The sequence below is a fragment of the Sphingobacterium sp. NPDC055431 genome, from assembly GCF_053644255.1.
This window is the reverse complement of record NZ_JBSHLH010000003.1, coordinates 43549-60511: the sequence shown is the minus strand read 5'-3', so window position 1 is coordinate 60511 and position 16963 is coordinate 43549. Positions and strand designations below refer to the sequence as shown.

13 protein-coding genes are annotated in these 16963 nt (G+C 39.3%); 7 read left to right on the top strand and 6 right to left on the bottom strand.

Going from position 1 to position 16963, the window contains the following annotated elements; genetic code table 11:
* Positions 1-5 precede the first annotated feature (5 nt).
* The 3 genes from ACWIB3_RS04835 to ACWIB3_RS04825 all read left to right on the top strand — a co-directional run bounded on the left by ACWIB3_RS04835 (position 6) and on the right by ACWIB3_RS04825 (position 3456).
* Complete coding sequence (locus ACWIB3_RS04835) at positions 6-1703, top strand: RagB/SusD family nutrient uptake outer membrane protein (protein WP_454291045.1); 1698 nt, start codon at positions 6-8, stop codon at positions 1701-1703.
* A gap of 17 nt (positions 1704-1720) precedes the next feature.
* A complete protein-coding gene (locus tag ACWIB3_RS04830; RefSeq protein WP_185213601.1) occupies positions 1721-2554 on the top strand; it encodes a hypothetical protein in 834 nt (277 codons plus the stop codon).
* A gap of 317 nt (positions 2555-2871) precedes the next feature.
* On the top strand, positions 2872-3456 hold the full coding sequence (locus tag ACWIB3_RS04825) for an RNA polymerase sigma factor (RefSeq protein ID WP_454291044.1): 585 nt from the start codon (positions 2872-2874) through the stop codon (positions 3454-3456).
* Between the two features lie 3 nt (positions 3457-3459).
* Here the strand turns inward: ACWIB3_RS04825 and ACWIB3_RS04820 are convergent, their stop codons facing one another.
* The 5 genes from ACWIB3_RS04820 to ACWIB3_RS04800 all read right to left on the bottom strand — a co-directional run bounded on the left by ACWIB3_RS04820 (position 3460) and on the right by ACWIB3_RS04800 (position 6874).
* On the bottom strand, positions 3460-4086 hold the full coding sequence (locus ACWIB3_RS04820; protein WP_185217252.1) for a Crp/Fnr family transcriptional regulator: 627 nt from the start codon (positions 4084-4086) through the stop codon (positions 3460-3462).
* A gap of 11 nt (positions 4087-4097) precedes the next feature.
* The gene (locus ACWIB3_RS04815; RefSeq protein WP_454291043.1) at positions 4098-5477 is read right to left on the bottom strand and encodes an MBL fold metallo-hydrolase; all 1380 of its coding nucleotides are present in this window, start codon (positions 5475-5477) and stop codon (positions 4098-4100) included.
* Positions 5478-5526: 49 nt separating this feature from the next.
* Positions 5527-5835 (bottom strand): rhodanese-like domain-containing protein, encoded by a 309-nt coding sequence (locus tag ACWIB3_RS04810; protein WP_185213597.1) that lies wholly within the window; start codon positions 5833-5835, stop codon positions 5527-5529.
* Between the two features lie 73 nt (positions 5836-5908).
* Positions 5909-6322 carry a DUF6691 family protein gene (locus ACWIB3_RS04805; RefSeq protein WP_185213596.1) on the bottom strand — a complete coding sequence of 138 codons (414 nt, stop codon included), beginning with the start codon at positions 6320-6322 and terminating at the stop codon, positions 5909-5911.
* A gap of 3 nt (positions 6323-6325) precedes the next feature.
* Positions 6326-6874, bottom strand: a complete 549-nt coding sequence (locus tag ACWIB3_RS04800) for a YeeE/YedE family protein (RefSeq protein WP_454291042.1) — start codon at positions 6872-6874, stop codon at positions 6326-6328.
* Between the two features lie 159 nt (positions 6875-7033).
* Here ACWIB3_RS04800 and ACWIB3_RS04795 point away from each other — a divergent pair, with 159 nt between their 5' ends.
* A complete protein-coding gene (locus ACWIB3_RS04795) occupies positions 7034-7822 on the top strand; it encodes a sulfite exporter TauE/SafE family protein (protein ID WP_454291041.1) in 789 nt (262 codons plus the stop codon).
* Between the two features lie 157 nt (positions 7823-7979).
* A complete protein-coding gene (locus ACWIB3_RS04790) occupies positions 7980-8294 on the top strand; it encodes a DUF4342 domain-containing protein (RefSeq protein ID WP_185213593.1) in 315 nt (104 codons plus the stop codon).
* Between the two features lie 76 nt (positions 8295-8370).
* Here the strand turns inward: ACWIB3_RS04790 and ACWIB3_RS04785 are convergent, their stop codons facing one another.
* Positions 8371-8850 carry a Dabb family protein gene (locus ACWIB3_RS04785; protein ID WP_454291040.1) on the bottom strand — a complete coding sequence of 160 codons (480 nt, stop codon included), beginning with the start codon at positions 8848-8850 and terminating at the stop codon, positions 8371-8373.
* A gap of 471 nt (positions 8851-9321) precedes the next feature.
* Here ACWIB3_RS04785 and ACWIB3_RS04780 point away from each other — a divergent pair, with 471 nt between their 5' ends.
* Complete coding sequence (locus ACWIB3_RS04780) at positions 9322-14625, top strand: translocation/assembly module TamB domain-containing protein (protein ID WP_454291039.1); 5304 nt, start codon at positions 9322-9324, stop codon at positions 14623-14625.
* Positions 14615-16915 (top strand): translocation and assembly module lipoprotein TamL, encoded by a 2301-nt coding sequence (tamL, locus tag ACWIB3_RS04775; RefSeq protein WP_454291038.1) that lies wholly within the window; start codon positions 14615-14617, stop codon positions 16913-16915. Before ACWIB3_RS04780 ends, tamL begins: the two co-directional genes overlap by 11 nt.
* The last annotated feature ends 48 nt before the right edge of the window (positions 16916-16963 follow it).

The following is a 16963-nucleotide window of genomic DNA, read 5'->3' as shown; positions in this document are numbered from 1 at the left end:
CAATCATGAAAAAGACGATATTATTATTGATGGCTGTAGGATTTCTTAGTTCTTGTGAAAAGTTTCTAGATTCTGAGAGTTACGATAAGAAAAATACAGCGAATTTTCCGGTCAATGTATCGGACGCAAACTCCATGCTTACAGGCATTTACTCCAGTTTAAGTGCAGCAATTTCGAATGTAGCGAATACACATTTCTATATGGCTGAACTGGCTTCAGACGACCGTTTTGGCGGTGGTGGTGAGAATGACCGCGATATGCAAGGTTTAGATCATCTGATGAATACCCAGCCCGACCGTTTCTTGACGTTTTGGACTGCAAGATACCAAGGGATCTTCAGGGCCAATACGGCATTGGAAACATTGGATCAGGTTCAAGGTTGGACCAACGAAGGACAGAAGAATCAAGTTCTTGGTGAGGTTCATTTTTTAAGGGCCTTATATTATTTCGAACTCTCCCAAATGTTTGGTGAGGTTCCTTTAGTGACCAGTACTCAAGTTACCAATATCCCTAAAAACCCAGCAGCAGAGACTTATGCATTGATTGCTGAGGATTTGAAGACCGCGATCAGCTTGATGCCAGCAACGCCCTATAATTCAATCCCTTCGGGTCATGCGACCAAATGGGCAGCAGAAGCATTGATGGCTAGAGTTTTCCTTTTTTACACTGGATATTATAAAAAAGCAGATCTTCCTTTAGCATCTGGTGGATCGGTAACCAAAGCACAGGTCATTCAATGGTTAGATGATTGTATCAAAAACAGCGGTCATGACCTGGTAAGTGATTTCAGGAATCTGTGGCCGTATTCCAATGAGTTCACCAAGTTGGACTATAAATACGCAAAGGATAACAACCTTAAGTATGAAGGCGAAGGCCATAAGGAAACTGTATTTGCAGTGAAATTCGGCACCTTGGTTGATTGGGGAGATCAGTACAATTTGGGTTATTCCAATCAATACAACTTACACTTTGGATTGCGTTCTAACAACGGTTTAGCTGGAACATTCCCATTTGGCCAAGGCTGGGGAGCAGGACCAGTGAACAGCAACCTATGGAACGAATGGAAACAGGCCGAACCAACTGATGTAAGACGTGAAGGTTCCATCATCAATGCGACAGCTGATGTGGACTCCTATATCTTTGGGGCCGACAACCAAATGGAAGAAACGGGTTTTTGGCAGAAGAAATACATATCCATTACAGCCTATGACAAGGAAAGCGGCGCACTACTCCCATCCTATGCTATCTTGGCCAATGCCGCACAATCTGAAATGCAACTTGCGCATACCCAGGACCTGGCATTAATCAGGTTTGCAGATGTATTGCTAATGCATGCTGAGTTGACGGAGACCGCAACTAACCTAAACCGAGTAAGAGCGAGGGCAAAATTGACACCAGTAGCTTATTCATTGGCTGCCCTAAAAAAAGAACGTCGTTGGGAGCTATCATTTGAAGGCTTACGCTATTTTGATTTGATGCGTTGGAATGATGCTAGTACTGCCTTGGCAAAACAAGAAGGTGTGGACATCAAAAACAAAGGGATCGATACGAAAATGAAGGGATTTGGCGGTGGATATAAGGCGCGTTTTGATGCTACGGGCGGTTTTTGGCCAATTCCAAGTTCGCAGATTGCGCTTTCAGAAGGCGTATTGGTTCAAAATAAAGGTTGGGGAGATTCAAGCAATGAGTTCCCAGGTTGGTAATCAATAAACTTAAACAAATGAGAAATTTAATCAATATCATCATATTTTCGATTTCATTTGCCTTGTTATTGGGTTGTGAACCTATAGAAGATCGAATGGAATTGGGTTCGGCCATTGCAGCTGAGCAACTGGATATCTCTGCCACTGTTCTGACCGTAAATGGTAAAAAGAGCAATAAGGTAGTAGTCAACAACAATAGTCCGGTCCTATCCTCCTGGGATTATGGAACCGGCGTAACACAAAAGAAAACGGATACAGTTCTTCTAGTTTCTACCGGAGAAAATGAAATCATCTTTACAGGTCTAAACCCTGATGGCAGTAAGATCAGTAAGTCCCTGAAAGTCACTGTTGATGAGTTGTCATTTGCTGTTCCTTTGGAATGGGGAATGCTAACCGATGGTAAGGACAAGACTTGGGTATGGGATACGACCAAACCTGCAGTTTGGGGAAATGGAGGTTATATGGGCAGCAATGGTCCAGCATGGTGGACCTTGAAAGAGGCCGATATAGATGGTCAGGCTCCTGGAGAGGGAAAAGGCGCAAAAATGATCTTTTCCCTTCGTGGAGCGAAATTGACCAAAGTAAAATCTACAGGGCAACAAGAAGTGGGAAGTTTTTCTTTTGACATGGGCAAGAAAGTAACCTTGGACGATGGAACCGTTTGGGCCAAAGGAAAATTAACCACCAAAGGGGTGACTGTCCTTTGTGGTAAATCCCCAAATGAGGGAAATGCACCTGTCTATGAATATGACATCTTGATCATTAATGATTCAGAAATTGTATTAAGCTATCCTGAACCTGGCGTAGGTGCATGGGGAACTGCATGGTTCTGGAACTTTAAAGCTATTTAAAGACAAAAGACAATAGACATAAGACAGTAGACGACAGACTTGAGAATTTTGGGTTGTCTAAAATTGAAAATGAGTAAGTTTTGTTAGAGTCATTATATTATAATTGAGGAATCGAGGTCTGCGGAAGCAGATCTCGATTTTTTATCCTAAAACCTCAGTGATTCCCGTTACTGTTTATGGATAGTTTTTGTAAATAATTTAAAATAGGCTAATTTCTTTCTATTTTATTGCTTAAAAAATTGCTTTAAACTTTTTTATTTGTCAAATTAACATTAAATTTATATTGACCATTTTAATATTGCCTATCAAATCACAACATGAATAATTTTGACAAGGAAGTCAATGGCTTACAGCAGGGTAAAGAATCTTCTTTATGCTACTTCATGGATCAATACAGCCATGCCTTGCACTTCTATGCCTTCAAAATTATCAAGGACAGGGACATTGCTAGAGAGATTGTTTCTGAGGCATTTTTTAAGTTATGGGAAAAGAAGGAGAACTTTCATGCCGAGGAAAGCATTAAATCCTTCCTCTACCTTGTTACAAGGAACGAATGTTTGGACCATTTGAAATTGAAAAGAAATCAACTTCAGCATGATGAAGAATGGTTGATTGACTTAGAATCAGGTGAGGAAAGCATCCTGAGCAAGATCATCTATACCGAGTTGATTGAATTGATTGTAAAAGAGATTGAGAAATTACCGAAACAGCAGGGAAAAATAATTCAGTTATCGGTATTGGAGGGTAAGGAAACGGCAGAGATCTGTGAGGAATTAGGGACAACTGCCAGTAATGTTTATTTTTCAAGATCTAAGGCAATCTCTACGTTGAAAAAGGTATTCAAACATAAAAACATTTCCTATTATCACTTGTCCCTATTATTATTCTTAATAGAGCGCTAGCTTTTATACTAACACCCTTATTTCATTCCGAAGTAACACGATCTTATCTTCATTTTCCAGCTTCTTAAGGATCCTTGAGACCACCACACGTGAAGTATTTAGGTCTAAAGCTATATCCTGGTGAGTAACTGTTAGAATTCTATCTTCAGTAAGTTTTACTTTCTCTTTTAGATAGTTCATGATGCGATCTTCCATTTTAGAAAATGCCAGGTTATCGATAGCACCAAGCATTTCATTCATTCTGGAGGAGTAACTATTGAGGATAAAGCTTCTCCAAGAACTATATTTGACAAGCCATTCATTGAGGTATTGATTAGGGATCATGGCTACCGCTGTTTCCATTTCAGCTTGAGCCCTGATTTCACTTTTTTTGTTACCTAAACAACAGGCAATCGACATGGTGCAAGTTTCACCCTTTGCTAAATAATAAAGTAACAGCTCCCCTTCCTTTTCATCCTCCCTCATGATCTTAATCGCACCTGTCAACAGCAATGGCATGGAACGGATATATTGACCGATATCAATGATAATATCACCAGACTGAAAGGTCTTTAAAGTAGCAACCGCCTCAATTTCTTCAATTAAGGCGGGTTCTAATATTCCGGTATAAGCGTTTTCTATTAGACTCATACTCAAATATACTATTTTGTTGTTTCTTTACCTTGGTTTTTCCAGTCAATAAAACTACCGGCGTAATTATAAACTTGATCGAAACCATTTTTTTCTAGGTAAGAAGCTGCAATAGTAGCTCTGTCTCCAGATTGACATTGAATAATGATCTTTTTATCTTTGATATCTGTAGGCAATTTCTTTCTAAAAGAGCCCACAAAACGATGTTCTGCTCCAGGGATATGTTCAGCTTTGAATTCAGAGGAACCGCGTACGTCCAGTAATACCGTGTCGGCATTATCTTTCATCGCTTCAACCGTATCCGCATCGACAAGCTTGGTTTTTTCCAGTTCTGCTGTTTCCAAGTCAGTCACAAAACCTTTGATGTTATCTAAACCGATTCGCATCAATTTTCTTGTAATCTCTTCTTGGTTGCCTTCGTCAGCTATCATGACCATGTTTTCATCATAGTCAATCATCCATCCGGCCCAATTTGCCAAGGAATTATTGTTTTGAATATTGATGGAGTCCTTTAAGTGTCCTTTTGCAAATTCGGTTTTATGGCGAGTATCGATTAAGGTGATATCTTCCATTTTTTCAACTTCTTCTACCGATAAGGTAGGATGCTCAGGAACTTCAACCAACAGAGGTCTGTCTACCTTGTTCAATTTCTTCATCATGGCAAAGTAAACAGGGGCTTCAGGTTGGTCACTCAATAGGTAGTTCTTAAATCCTTCGTAGTCATCTCCGAATTGGAAAGCCCAGTTTCTGATTTTTTCATAGCCCACAGTACTGCTGGGAACCGCACCTAAGGCTTTACCACAAGCTGATCCGGCACCATGGCCTGGCCATACTTGCACGTAATCAGGTAAAGCAGCAAACTTTTTCAATGATTCAAACATTTGCTGGGCGCCAATTTCCTTGGTACCAACCAGACCAGCAGCTTCCTCCAACAGGTCAGGTCTACCGATATCACCTACGAAGACGAAGTCTCCGGTAAAAATCATTACAGGCTCTTCGGAAGCAGGATGATCCCTTAACAAAAAGCTGATGCTTTCAGGTGTATGACCTGGGGTATGCATAACCTCTAAACTTAGGTTACCCACTTTGATGACATCGCCTTCTTTCAGCCCTTCATGAGGGAATTCATATTGCCAATTCTCACCACCTTCATCAGAAAGATATAATTTAGCACCGGTTACTTCTGCCAGTTCGCGAGAACCAGCAAGGAAATCAGCATGAATATGTGTTTCAGCAATGTGCGTAATCTTCATGTTATTTTGCTTTGCAATTTCCAAATAGGTATCTATATCCCTTTTTGCATCAATTACAATTGCTTCATTTTTAGCTTGGCAGCCAATAAAAAAACTGGCTTGAGCTAAGGTTTTATCATAAACTTGTTGAAAAAACATAGTATTCCTTTAAAATATTAAATTTATAATTCTGTTAAGTTAATGTTTCTTACTTATTGTTTTGGCTCCAAGATAAAAATCCTCCTTGTAGATCGAAAATTTCTTTTGCCCCCATGTTTTCCAAGATCTTGGCTGCCATATGTGATCGAGCTCCAGAACGGCAATAGATAAAGATTGGCTTTTTAAAATCAATGTATTCTTTAGCCTGATCCATAAAATCAGAAGATTGGACATTAATCAACGTAGAGCCATCAATCTTACCTAATGAATATTCCATTTCAGTTCTCACATCGATGAGTTGAACGTCATTATTTTTTATTTGAGCCTTAAACTCTGGTACTGTCAATAATTTTATCATATCACAAATTTTATACAACAAAGTTAGGTCTATCAATAATCAGTATCCGCTACTTTTGTTACACATCAATTTGTTAATGAGGCAATTTATCTTTCACAAGACCATATAGATAGGTTCCCAGGATTGCAAAACCCGCAACGATCAACATGCTGTACAAACCTGAACCGATCAACACAAAAACTGGCCCAGGACATGCACCCACCAATGCCCATCCAAGTCCAAACAGAATTCCTCCAATGAGGTACCTAGGGATTGATTTAGCCTTCGGAGAAATGCAAACTGCATCGCCATTGACATTTTTCACTTTTTTGCGTTTCAAATATTGTACTGCAGGAACGCCAATCAATAAAGCAGTTGCCATAAATCCAAACATGTGAAAGGATTGAAAGCTGAACATTTCATAGATGCGAAACCATGATGCCGCTTCAGCTTTATACATGACAATACCAAAAGCCACGCCTAATAATATATAAATCAATTTTTTCATGTCTTAAAAAATAAGGGGGAAGAATAAATGAACCATGGCAAGTCCACCGATAAAAAATCCGACAACAGCAATCAGTGAAGGCCATTGTAAGTCACTCAATCCAGAGATTGCATGTCCAGAAGTACATCCACCAGCATATCGAGTTCCGAAACCGATCAGCAAACCACCAATTGCAAGGATGGCAATGTTTTTAGCGCTTATGGTTTCGAAGATTTCTGTTGGGGAGTAGGCTTTTCCGGCGCTTTCAATTCCTAATTCCTTCAGATCAGAAACTGTCTGTTCGGAAATTTGAGGAATTTGATTGTCGGAAAGAAAATGTGCGGCAAGAAAGCCACCAATCACAGATCCTAGCAGGAACAACAGGTTCCAGATCTGTTTTTTCCAATCAAATTTAAAAAAGCTACAGGAATTGCCTGCCCCTAAGACGGCGCAGATGTTTCTGAAATTGGATGAAAATCCAAAAGTTCTACCTAGTAAAATTAAAGCCAGCATAATAAGGGCGACCAATGAGCCGCCGACGTACCAGGGCCAAGGCCCCATTAATAAATCCATAGTCGTTAAATAAATTTTGTGCAAAAGTACGGTCTTTAAAAAAGTCTTTCAGTAACCAAAGTTACTCATATCCTGAGCAAAACTGCTTCATAGCTATGTAACTAATGTAACTAACTCCAAAAAATCTTTCCCTGAACTTTGCGGAAGAAAAATTTATTTATGGAGTATTTAGGATATTTTGCGTCGATTGGAATTGGAATTTCCCTTGGATTGATTGGTGGTGGAGGCAGTATTTTAACTGTACCTGTTTTGGTTTACCTTTTTCATATAGATCCATTATTGGCCACTTCTTATTCCCTATTTATTGTGGGATCTACCTCTGCAGTTGGAGCAATTCCCTATTTCCGAAATAATTTAGTTGATTTTCAAACGGCATTATATTTTGGTCTACCTTCCATTATTACGGTGTTTTTGACCCGGTTATATGTCATAGAGTCTATCCCAAATCATTTGTTTCAGGTTGGCAGCTTTGCAGTAAGCAAAAATATGGGAATCATGCTCCTATTTGCTGTCCTGATGTTGTTTGCGGCGTTGAAAATGATAAAAGGAAACCAGGAAGAGGAGTCTAAGAAATTAAGTCGACGAAGTATCCTGCCATTGCTGTTTCAAGGTTCTGCTGTAGGGTTTATCAGCGGATTAGTTGGTGCTGGAGGAGGTTTTTTGATTATTCCAGCATTGATCATCTTTAATCAAATGCCGATGAAAAAAGCTGTAGGCACTTCCCTATTGATCATTGCGGCGAATTCACTTTTTGGTTTCATTGGAAAATTAGACTTCCATTTGATCAATTGGACTTTCCTATTAACCATTTCCGGAATTGCTATTGCAGGCATATTGATCGGTTCAAAACTGAGCCAAAAGATTGATGGAAAAAAATTGAAACCTGCATTCGGTTGGTTTGTTTTATTGATGGGGATTGTGGTCATCATCCAGGAAATAAGCAAGTAAGTCCAAGAATGGAATTTTCACCGATTATTTATTGGCAATTACCGAAAATATATATTGATTGACCTAATCTCGTAGTAGAGAAAGTTGTACAAGTCTTATCTTTGAGTAACAAAAATAACTTAGCAACAAATTGTATATCAAATAAAAACGAACAACTATGTCAATTAAAGAAACATTCTCAGTAACTGGGGAGAACTTATTAAAAAGAATCAAGGATTTAATCGCTGAAGGAAACGTTACGAAGATCAGCATTGCTGATAAGCACGGAAAAGACATTATGAGCTTTCCAGTAACCTTAGGTGTAATTGGAGTTGTATTGGCTCCGATCTTTGCAGCAGTAGGCGCGATAGCAGCTTTGTTAACTGAATGCAAAATTACTGTAGAACGCAGTGATAAACCAGAAGATAAAGACCCTAATGAGGCCGCAAAAACAGAAGAAAACACACAAAGTACGGATATTGAAGTCCACTAATTTCTTAGATTTTTTACTGAACGAAAGAGGCCGTTGGGAAATCCAGCGGCCTCTTTTATATTTTTATCGGTCAAGATTACATCAGGATAGCATCCTTTACCTGAACTTTGGTCCAATATTTACTGAATTTATCAACCGCTCCAAGATGTATTGGGTGATGTTCGTACGTATTGATATCATCCATGGTATTGAAAGTCACCAATAAATAGTAGGAAAAGGAGTTGTCTACGACATCGCGAGCTGTTGTAGGCGCAGGTTTTCCGAACCTCAAGGCTTTAGGTCCTGGAACTTTCTTTAGTTCTTCAAAAAAGTTCATGAAATCTTTCTCCTCCTCAGCAGTGATCCCTTCTTTAAGCCAAAAATACACATTATGTACAATCAGTCCCGACCCCAGCTCATCCTGTTGCGTAGCTGCTGCCGTTGAAGTGGTAGCCGCTGAAGTAGAGTCTGCATTTGAACTTTTGTTGGCATTAGATGCTTCATTTGCGCAAGAATTCAATAATGCTCCTGAACTTGCTCCGACTAGAATTGTTGTGATAAAGTTTTTTCTTTTCATGTTTAAAATTTAGATTGATGTAGGTATATAAATATAAGAATTCTTTCTTTTTATTCACTTGATGAACCCTGTAAAAAGAAAAAATTGCACAGGTTTCACAAATGGAAGGAGAAACGCTACAGCGATATTATAATTTTACAAAAGTGGCTAAGCTATTTTTATTATAGAACTTGGAATCTGAAATATAAGACATCAATAATTCAAAATTTTTAAACAATAGTTTAATGTTATTTCAATATTCATAAATGAAAATACTTAGTGTAAACAAATTGATTATTAATAGAATATACAGCACATTCCTTGCTTTAATTCACCGAAAGACAATAAAGAAATCTAGGGTATTTTCCTTTTCAAACTATATATTTGCAGGAAAATTATGCTGCAATTAAAATGATTTATTATTAAACAAATGCAGCTAATAGGTGTTAGTAAGAGATACAATATTAATTATAAAAGGATATTTTTCAGGCTTTGAATAGATTTGGTCGAATTGTATTAAAAACGGTCTTGTGGATCATAGGGTCCATAATAGCTTTAATTTTACTTCTAATTTTTCTGATCCGTCTTCCCTCAGTTCAAAACTATGTGGTTGGCAAGGTTTCGAATTATTTAGAGAACAAGCTTGGAACTCAGGTAGATATTGGCCATATCTATATCAACTTCCCTAAAAAGCTGGAGTTGAACGATGTCTTTTTTGCGGATGAATCGAAGGACACGCTCATCGCGGGAGAATCCCTGATGGTCGACATCAATATGTTCAAATTATTAAAGAACACTGTTGAAATCAACGAACTTCAGTTAAAAGGGATTACTGCCAAAATCAACAGAAAGCTTCCTGATAGTACTTTTAACTTTGATTATATTGTAGCTGCGTTTTCTTCAGAAAAGGAAAGTACACCTACCGCTGACTCTTCTTCTGCCCTAACCTTTGATATTGACAAAGTCCTTTTTGAAAGGATTAAATTTGTCTATAAGGATGATGTGATCGGTACTTCTGCAGATATTTACTTAAATAAGTTTGATACTCGGGTATCTAAATTTGACCTGACGAATAATATGGCATTTGGCATGCCAAATGTAAAAATCGATGGTTTATCTGCTGATATCAAGCAATGGGCAGTAATCAGCTCGCAAGATTCCGTTAAAGCATCAGATTTTGGTATTACCGATCAGAGTGTAGAACAAAGCTCCCTACTTCCAAATATAGATATCAAGACGGTAGACCTGAAGAATATCTTTATCCGATATGATGATAAGGCGATCAATATGCAGAGCAAATTCGACATTAAGAACCTTGCTGGTAATATTGATCAGATTGACCTGAACAAAGAAATCGTAAAGCTGAAAGAAATCAAGCTTTCGCAATCCGATTCTGAGGTTCTATTTGGAAAAACAACAACAGAACACACTTTTGACGATAAGGCTGATACCACAACCTCCTCAGTCAACTGGAAGGTATCTGTTGATAAACTGGCCATTGAAAAGACGAATTTCTGGTTCAAGGATGACAATGAAGCCAGGACCAAGGGAATTGATTATTTTAACCTTAAGCTTACCGATATTGCCGGAGCATTAGATGGGCTCTATTATTCATCTGACTCTATTTCAGGTGATTTAAAAGGATTCACGGTAAAGGACCATTCTGGTTTTGACCTAAAAATGTTGAAGGGTGATTTCGTCTATACCAATACCGGAGCAACCATCAAGGATCTATTGCTTGAAACCCCAAATACCCTGATTCAGGATGAAATTGTCATTTCATATCCATCATTGGATGCTGTTTCAAACAATCCAGCGACCATGAGTATCAATGCCAATATCAAAAAGAGTCATATTGATATGAAAGACATTAGGTTATTAGCTCCTGACCTTGAAAAAGAGGAAGTTATGAAGCCTTTAATGAACAAGCGCTTTTATATTGATGGTAAAGTGATGGGTAAATTGAACGACCTTCGCATTCCTCGTTTTGAGTTCAAAACTTTGAACAATACCCATGTAATAGCTACCGCCCATATTAAGGGGCTTCCGGATGTAGATAAAATGTATCTTGACCTGAACCTGAAAAAATTGGTTACCGGCCGAAACGACCTCAATCAATTAATCGCTCCTTCCCTATTGCCTGATAGCATACAATTACCTAGGAACATCAGTTTGACAGGTACCTTTAAAGGAGGCATGAACGGTTTTGACACCGACATGAAATTGATTACGGAGCAAGGAAATGCCACGGTTAATGGAAAGTTGAACATGGGTAGAGATACTACCTATAATGCCTTTGTGACGGTTGACAATTTTAACCTGGGCGAATTCCTGAAACAGGATTCTGTTTTAGGCTATGTATCTGCACAAGCCCAAGTAAATGGAACAGGCCTTGATCCAAAGACCATGCAGGCCGATATATTAGGTACGCTGAACCGATTTGATGCGATGGGCTATAGCTATAAGGACATTGATTTTGACCTCACGGCGCGCTCAGGGGATATTGCAGGTACTATAAACAGTCCCGACCCTAACATTGATCTCGATGCCAATATACAAGCAGATATGCGAGGTCAATTTCCGAAACTATATGCTGAAATGATGATTGACAGCATTAATTTCAAGAATTTGAAATTAATGGATCAAGATGTCCGATACCATGGAAAGATTGTGGCCGATTTTGAAAGCCTAGATTTGGATAATCTGAACGGGGCATTATTGGTAACCAATTCTTCGATTGCCTATGAGAAGGACCGCTATGCATTGGATACGATTTCACTGACGGCCCAGGCTGATACCGGTAAAAATACTTTGATATTAAACTCAGAGTTTATGAGTGCCCATTTGACGGGCAGTTATAAACTGACTGAACTGGGATCTTCCATTTCAGATATTATACAGACTTACTATAATCCTTCGGGGATACATCAGAAATATGAATATTCACCACAGCAATTTGAATTTTCAGCACGCTTATATCGTTCTAGGATCGTTAGGGATTTCCTTCCTGAATTGGAAGAACTTCAGGATGTAACCTTAGATGGAACTTTCAACAGTACAGACCGGACATTGATGGCCAAGCTCTTGGCACCGAAGGTCACTTATGCCGGTACTGAGATAGAAAATGTGGGTGTGGATATCATTACAGCCGACAGCACTTTATATTACAATGCCTTGATTGGCCATATCTTAGTTAGCAATATTGAGCTTAGAAATACGGTTATCAGTGGTAGTGTGGTAGAAAACAATGTTGATTTCGGTCTGTGGATCAAAGACAAGGAAGATAAGGAACAGTATCATTTAGGTGCGACCATGTTGGTTGGCAACAATAGCTATAATCTTTCCCTGAAAGAAGATGGACTGATGTTGAACTATGAGGACTGGGATATCGAACCGAACAATGTTATCAGTTTTGGACAGAGAGGTGTTCGCGCTTCTGGCTTTGTTCTGTCCAATGAAGGTCAGGAATTGCGTATTCAATCGCAGGATTCCACTTACAACGCCCCTATTGACCTTAGCTTCAACAATTTTAGAATTGAAACCATCACCGAGATGCTTCAATCTGAAACGCTAAAAGTTGGTGGAGGTATCAATGGAAACGCAACGGTATCTAGGTTTGAGTCTTCTCCAGTATTTGTTTCCGACTTGACAATCGATAAATTCTTCTTTGGCACAGATACCATTGGTAATGTCGCCTTAAAGGTGAACAACATCAAAGAAAATACGTATTCAGCCGATGTCAGAATTACGGAAAACGGAAATGACGTTCATTTGGTGGGTGATGTTATCTCTCCTCCAGAAGGAGATATGCAGATCGATGCTACACTGAACCTTAACCCAATGCGCATGCAAACTATCCAAGCCTTCAGTTTGGGTAATCTGAGGGATGCTCAAGGGGATTTATCAGGTGCGCTGAAAATAACCGGAACTACTTCTGCGCCAAGGATCAATGGTGAGCTGACTTTCCATGATGCCATAATCAATGCATCTATGTTGAACTCCAATATGCGCGCGGATAACCAAAAGATCTATTTTAATGATCAAGGGATTTCATTCCGTCAGTTTAATTTGGTAGATTCCAAGAACAATGTTGCTCGCTTAAATGGTACTATCAAAACGACAACCTATACAGATTTTATCTTTAACCTGAACTTGACTACCGATGATTTCGAGGTCATGAACTCTACACGTCTGGACAATGATCTATTCTTTGGAAAGATGTATGTGACTTCAAACCTGCGTATTACAGGCGATTTGGATAAACCAAGAATCGACGGTAATGTCAAGGCCAATGACCGGACGGATTTCAACTTTATTGTGCCTAATGACGATCCAGGTGTGGCTCAACGCGAAGGTGTCGTAAAATTCGTGGATAAGAGTGATACTGCAAGAGCCAATGTATTTGCTCAACTCGATTCCTTGACTACGGTATCAAGTCAATTATCAGGATATGATATCGCCTTGAACCTGAGCACAGACCCTGATGCAAAATTCAAGGTAATCTTGGATGAAGGAACGCAAGATGCATTAAATATTCAAGGGGTTGCAGAAATCAATACCAGTATTGATGCCAATGAGAAAATCACCATGTCTGGAACCTTTACGGTGGAAAAAGGTGACTATACCTTCTCCTTCGGCCCTATTTCAAAGGATTTCAGTTTCCAAAAAGGAAGTACCATTACATGGAATGGAGATCCATTGGATGCCAGATTAGACATTACAGCTCTTTACTCCGGTAAATTCGCTACACTGGAATTGGTACAGAACCAAATTGGTTCTGAGAGCCAAAACCTTTATAAACAAAGGGTTCCATTCAATGTATTATTGAAATTGACCGGCGAACTGTTTAAACCGCAGATCAATTTCGATATCGATTTGGATGAAAAGAATGCCATAGTTTCCCAAGATGTGGTAAGTAAGGTAAATATTGCCCTTTCAAATATGCGTGAGGATCCTGCAGAATTAAACAAACAGGTTTTCTCCTTGATTGCTTTGGGTCGATTTATGTCGGCTAATCCATTTGAAAGTTTGTCTGGAGGAGGAACAGAAGCGATGGTGAGAAGTACGGTAAGTTCATTCTTGACGGGTCAATTGAACAATTTGGCCTCTGACCTGATCAAGGGCGTGGAGCTTGATTTCAACTTGAATTCTGAAGAGGATTACTTGACCGGAAATGCGGAAACAAGGACCGACCTCAATGTTGGTATCTCTAAGATGCTATTTGATGATCGTTTGAAAATCACGATAGGTTCTAACTTTGAGGTAGAAGGAAATACACGTCCAGGCGAAAAAGCTTCGAATATTGCAGGTGATATTTCCCTAGATTATCAATTATCGAAAGATGGACGTTACTTTGCGAGAGTTTACCGCAAAAATCAATATCAGGCCACCCTACAAGGGCAATTTGTTGAGACTGGTATAGGTTTTATCATCAATATGAGCTACAACAGATTCAGGGAATTGTTTATGAATTCCAAAGCGCTACAGGAATATTATAATACCGACAGCCGTGGGTTCAGAAGAAGATTTGATGTGGAAAGGATGGAAACTGATTCGGTGTACCGTGATTCTGTTCGCATGGTCATCCGTGATAGTTTGATGATCCATAGCCCTGAATTCAGAAAACGCATGGAAGAACGGGAAAAAGAGAGAAAACAGGAAGAGTTGAAAACACAGCCGGATAGCACTGGCCTTCCTATAGATAGCACACATAGAGATACTTCAACAAATACCATTGAACCAAATAAGTCTGCCATTAAAAATGAAGAAGAGGAAGGGGGTAATAATGAAAATTAAGCACCTATTTGCATACTCCTTTGGACTATTGCTTGTCGCAAGCTGTAATCCTACAAAATACATTGCTGAAGGGGACAAATTCTATAAGGAAGGTGATGTTGTCATCCATAATGATACCATTCCTAAAGAGCGAAAAGAAGGTTTTGAGACTTTCTTGGAAAACTCTTTATTGCCCAAGCCAAACAGTAAACTATTAGGGGTTTACTTTAAGGTTGGCCTTTGGAATATGGGTGGCGGCCCAGATACCAGCAATAACTTCGTGAGACGTTGGTTGAAAAAACAAGGTGAAGCCCCTGTCCTATTAAGTGATGTTAATCGTGAATACAACGAAAACCTGCTAAGGAATAAGATGGAAAACCTGGGTTTCTTTACCGCGAGAGTGACCTCAGACACGCTTATCGATGGTAAAATGGCCACTATTCAATATGATGCCTTTCCAGGACCGATCTACAGGATCAATGAGGTTAAATTTGACGTGGATAGCAATAGCCGTTTGGGAAAATCCATCATCGGTACCAAAGACCAGACCTTGTTGCAGCCTGGAAACAACTATAACCTGGATGTTATCTTGAACGAAAGAGACCGGATTGACAATAAATTGAAGGAACAGGGTTATTATTATTTTAGTCCCGATAATTTATTGGTTGAAGTGGACAGTACAATTGGAGACAATAAAGTCGACATGTTCATGACCGTAAAACCGGAAACTCCTAGACAAGCAAAGGAGCCGCAACATATTGGTAATGTATATGTTTTTGCAGATTATAAAGAAACTGCTGGATCCAATAGAAGAAGGGTTCCCAGGAGCGTGGAGAAATATGATGATAAGTTCTATATCATAGACCCGCAGAACAAATACCGTAAAAAAGTTTTGGCCAACCACCTCTTTTTGGAACCAGAACAGATGTACAACCGTTGGAACCATAACATGACCATCAATCATTTGGTGAACCTGAATACTTTCAAATTCGTAAAGAATGAATTTGTGGATAGCCCTGATTCTACCGATCATTTGGATGTGTACTATTATTTGACACCAATGGAGAAAAAATCCATTCGTTTGGAGCTGGTGGGTAAAACTGCCGCCGTTTATAATGGTACGGAAGTAACTGCCAACTGGACCCTAAAGAATGCTTTTAAAGGATTCGAGAACTTAACCGTATCTGTTTTTGGGGGGTATGAGACCCAAACAGGTGGAAATGTAAACTTAAATTCTTCCTATATCCGTTATGGTGCCGAAGTAGGGATTACCTGGCCGCGCTTGCTTTCTCCTTATAAATGGACTCCAGGGAAACAATATATCCCTAAGACATTCTTAAAAGCGGGTTATGAATTCCTGAACCGTAGGACCGCCTACACCTTGAATTCAATGACCTTAAACTATGGTTATGCATGGAAGGAAAACCAGCAGAAAGACCATAATCTAACGCTTGCCGAGATCATCTATGTTCAACCTCGTGGTATTTCAGATGAATATAGGGCACAGATGGACACCGTTCCTACCCTACGTCATATTGTTGACCCGCAATTCTCCTTTGGTCCAAATTACGTGTACACTTTTACGAATACGATGGAAAACAAAAAGCATACTTTCTATGCTAAAGCAGGGTTGAACACCTCAGGAAATATCCTGGGTCTGATTCAAGGGGCGAACTATAATGAAGGAAAAATCAAGGAACTATTTGGCACTCCATATTCGCAATTTATTAAAGCAGAGGCTGATTTAAGGCATTATTTAAAGATTACTCCTACTTCAACCTTGGCATCCAGGATAATGATCGGAACGAGTTATTCCTACGGAAACTCGCGTTCTCTACCTTATTTAAAGCAATATTTCACTGGAGGTCCCAATGGTTTAAGGGCTTTCAGGGCACGTGCGGTCGGACCGGGTTCATCCCTACCGGAAAACTTGGGAGAGGAAAACTTTTTTGCTGACCAAACTGGTGACTATAAACTAGAATTGAACACGGAATATAGAGCCAAGATTGCAGGAATGCTACATTGGGCCGCTTTTATCGATGCGGGTAACGTATGGTTGCAAAACAAAGATGAAAATAAACCTGGAGGTCGTTTCAGTAAGGCTTTCTTAAGTGAGTTAGCTGTTGGTGGTGGTTTAGGATTAAGGTTAGATTTAGATTTCTTGATTATCCGTACAGACTTTGCCATTCCATTTAGAGTTCCATATCGTCCTAAAGATGACCGTTGGGTATTTAAATATATCGACATACGGGACAGAGATTGGAGAAGAGATAATCTGGTGTTTAACCTAGCGATAGGTTATCCATTCTAGAAAAAAGAGCTGTTTAATAACCAGCTCTTTTATTTTGCCTGAATTATC

Bases quoted from the DNA above. Each gene is read 5' to 3' on its own strand.
- ACWIB3_RS04835 (WP_454291045.1), top strand. From the start codon at position 6: ATGAAAAAGACGATATTATTATTGATGGCTGTAGGATTTCTTAGTTCT.
- ACWIB3_RS04830 (WP_185213601.1), top strand. From the start codon at position 1,721: ATGAGAAATTTAATCAATATCATCATATTTTCGATTTCATTTGCCTTG.
- ACWIB3_RS04825 (WP_454291044.1), top strand. From the start codon at position 2,872: ATGAATAATTTTGACAAGGAAGTCAATGGCTTACAGCAGGGTAAAGAA.
- ACWIB3_RS04820 (WP_185217252.1), bottom strand. From the start codon at position 4,086: ATGAGTCTAATAGAAAACGCTTATACCGGAATATTAGAACCCGCCTTA.
- ACWIB3_RS04815 (WP_454291043.1), bottom strand. From the start codon at position 5,477: ATGTTTTTTCAACAAGTTTATGATAAAACCTTAGCTCAAGCCAGTTTT.
- ACWIB3_RS04810 (WP_185213597.1), bottom strand. From the start codon at position 5,835: ATGATAAAATTATTGACAGTACCAGAGTTTAAGGCTCAAATAAAAAAT.
- ACWIB3_RS04805 (WP_185213596.1), bottom strand. From the start codon at position 6,322: ATGAAAAAATTGATTTATATATTATTAGGCGTGGCTTTTGGTATTGTC.
- ACWIB3_RS04800 (WP_454291042.1), bottom strand. From the start codon at position 6,874: ATGGATTTATTAATGGGGCCTTGGCCCTGGTACGTCGGCGGCTCATTG.
- ACWIB3_RS04795 (WP_454291041.1), top strand. From the start codon at position 7,034: ATGGAGTATTTAGGATATTTTGCGTCGATTGGAATTGGAATTTCCCTT.
- ACWIB3_RS04790 (WP_185213593.1), top strand. From the start codon at position 7,980: ATGTCAATTAAAGAAACATTCTCAGTAACTGGGGAGAACTTATTAAAA.
- ACWIB3_RS04785 (WP_454291040.1), bottom strand. From the start codon at position 8,850: ATGAAAAGAAAAAACTTTATCACAACAATTCTAGTCGGAGCAAGTTCA.
- tamL (WP_454291038.1), top strand. From the start codon at position 14,615: ATGAAAATTAAGCACCTATTTGCATACTCCTTTGGACTATTGCTTGTC.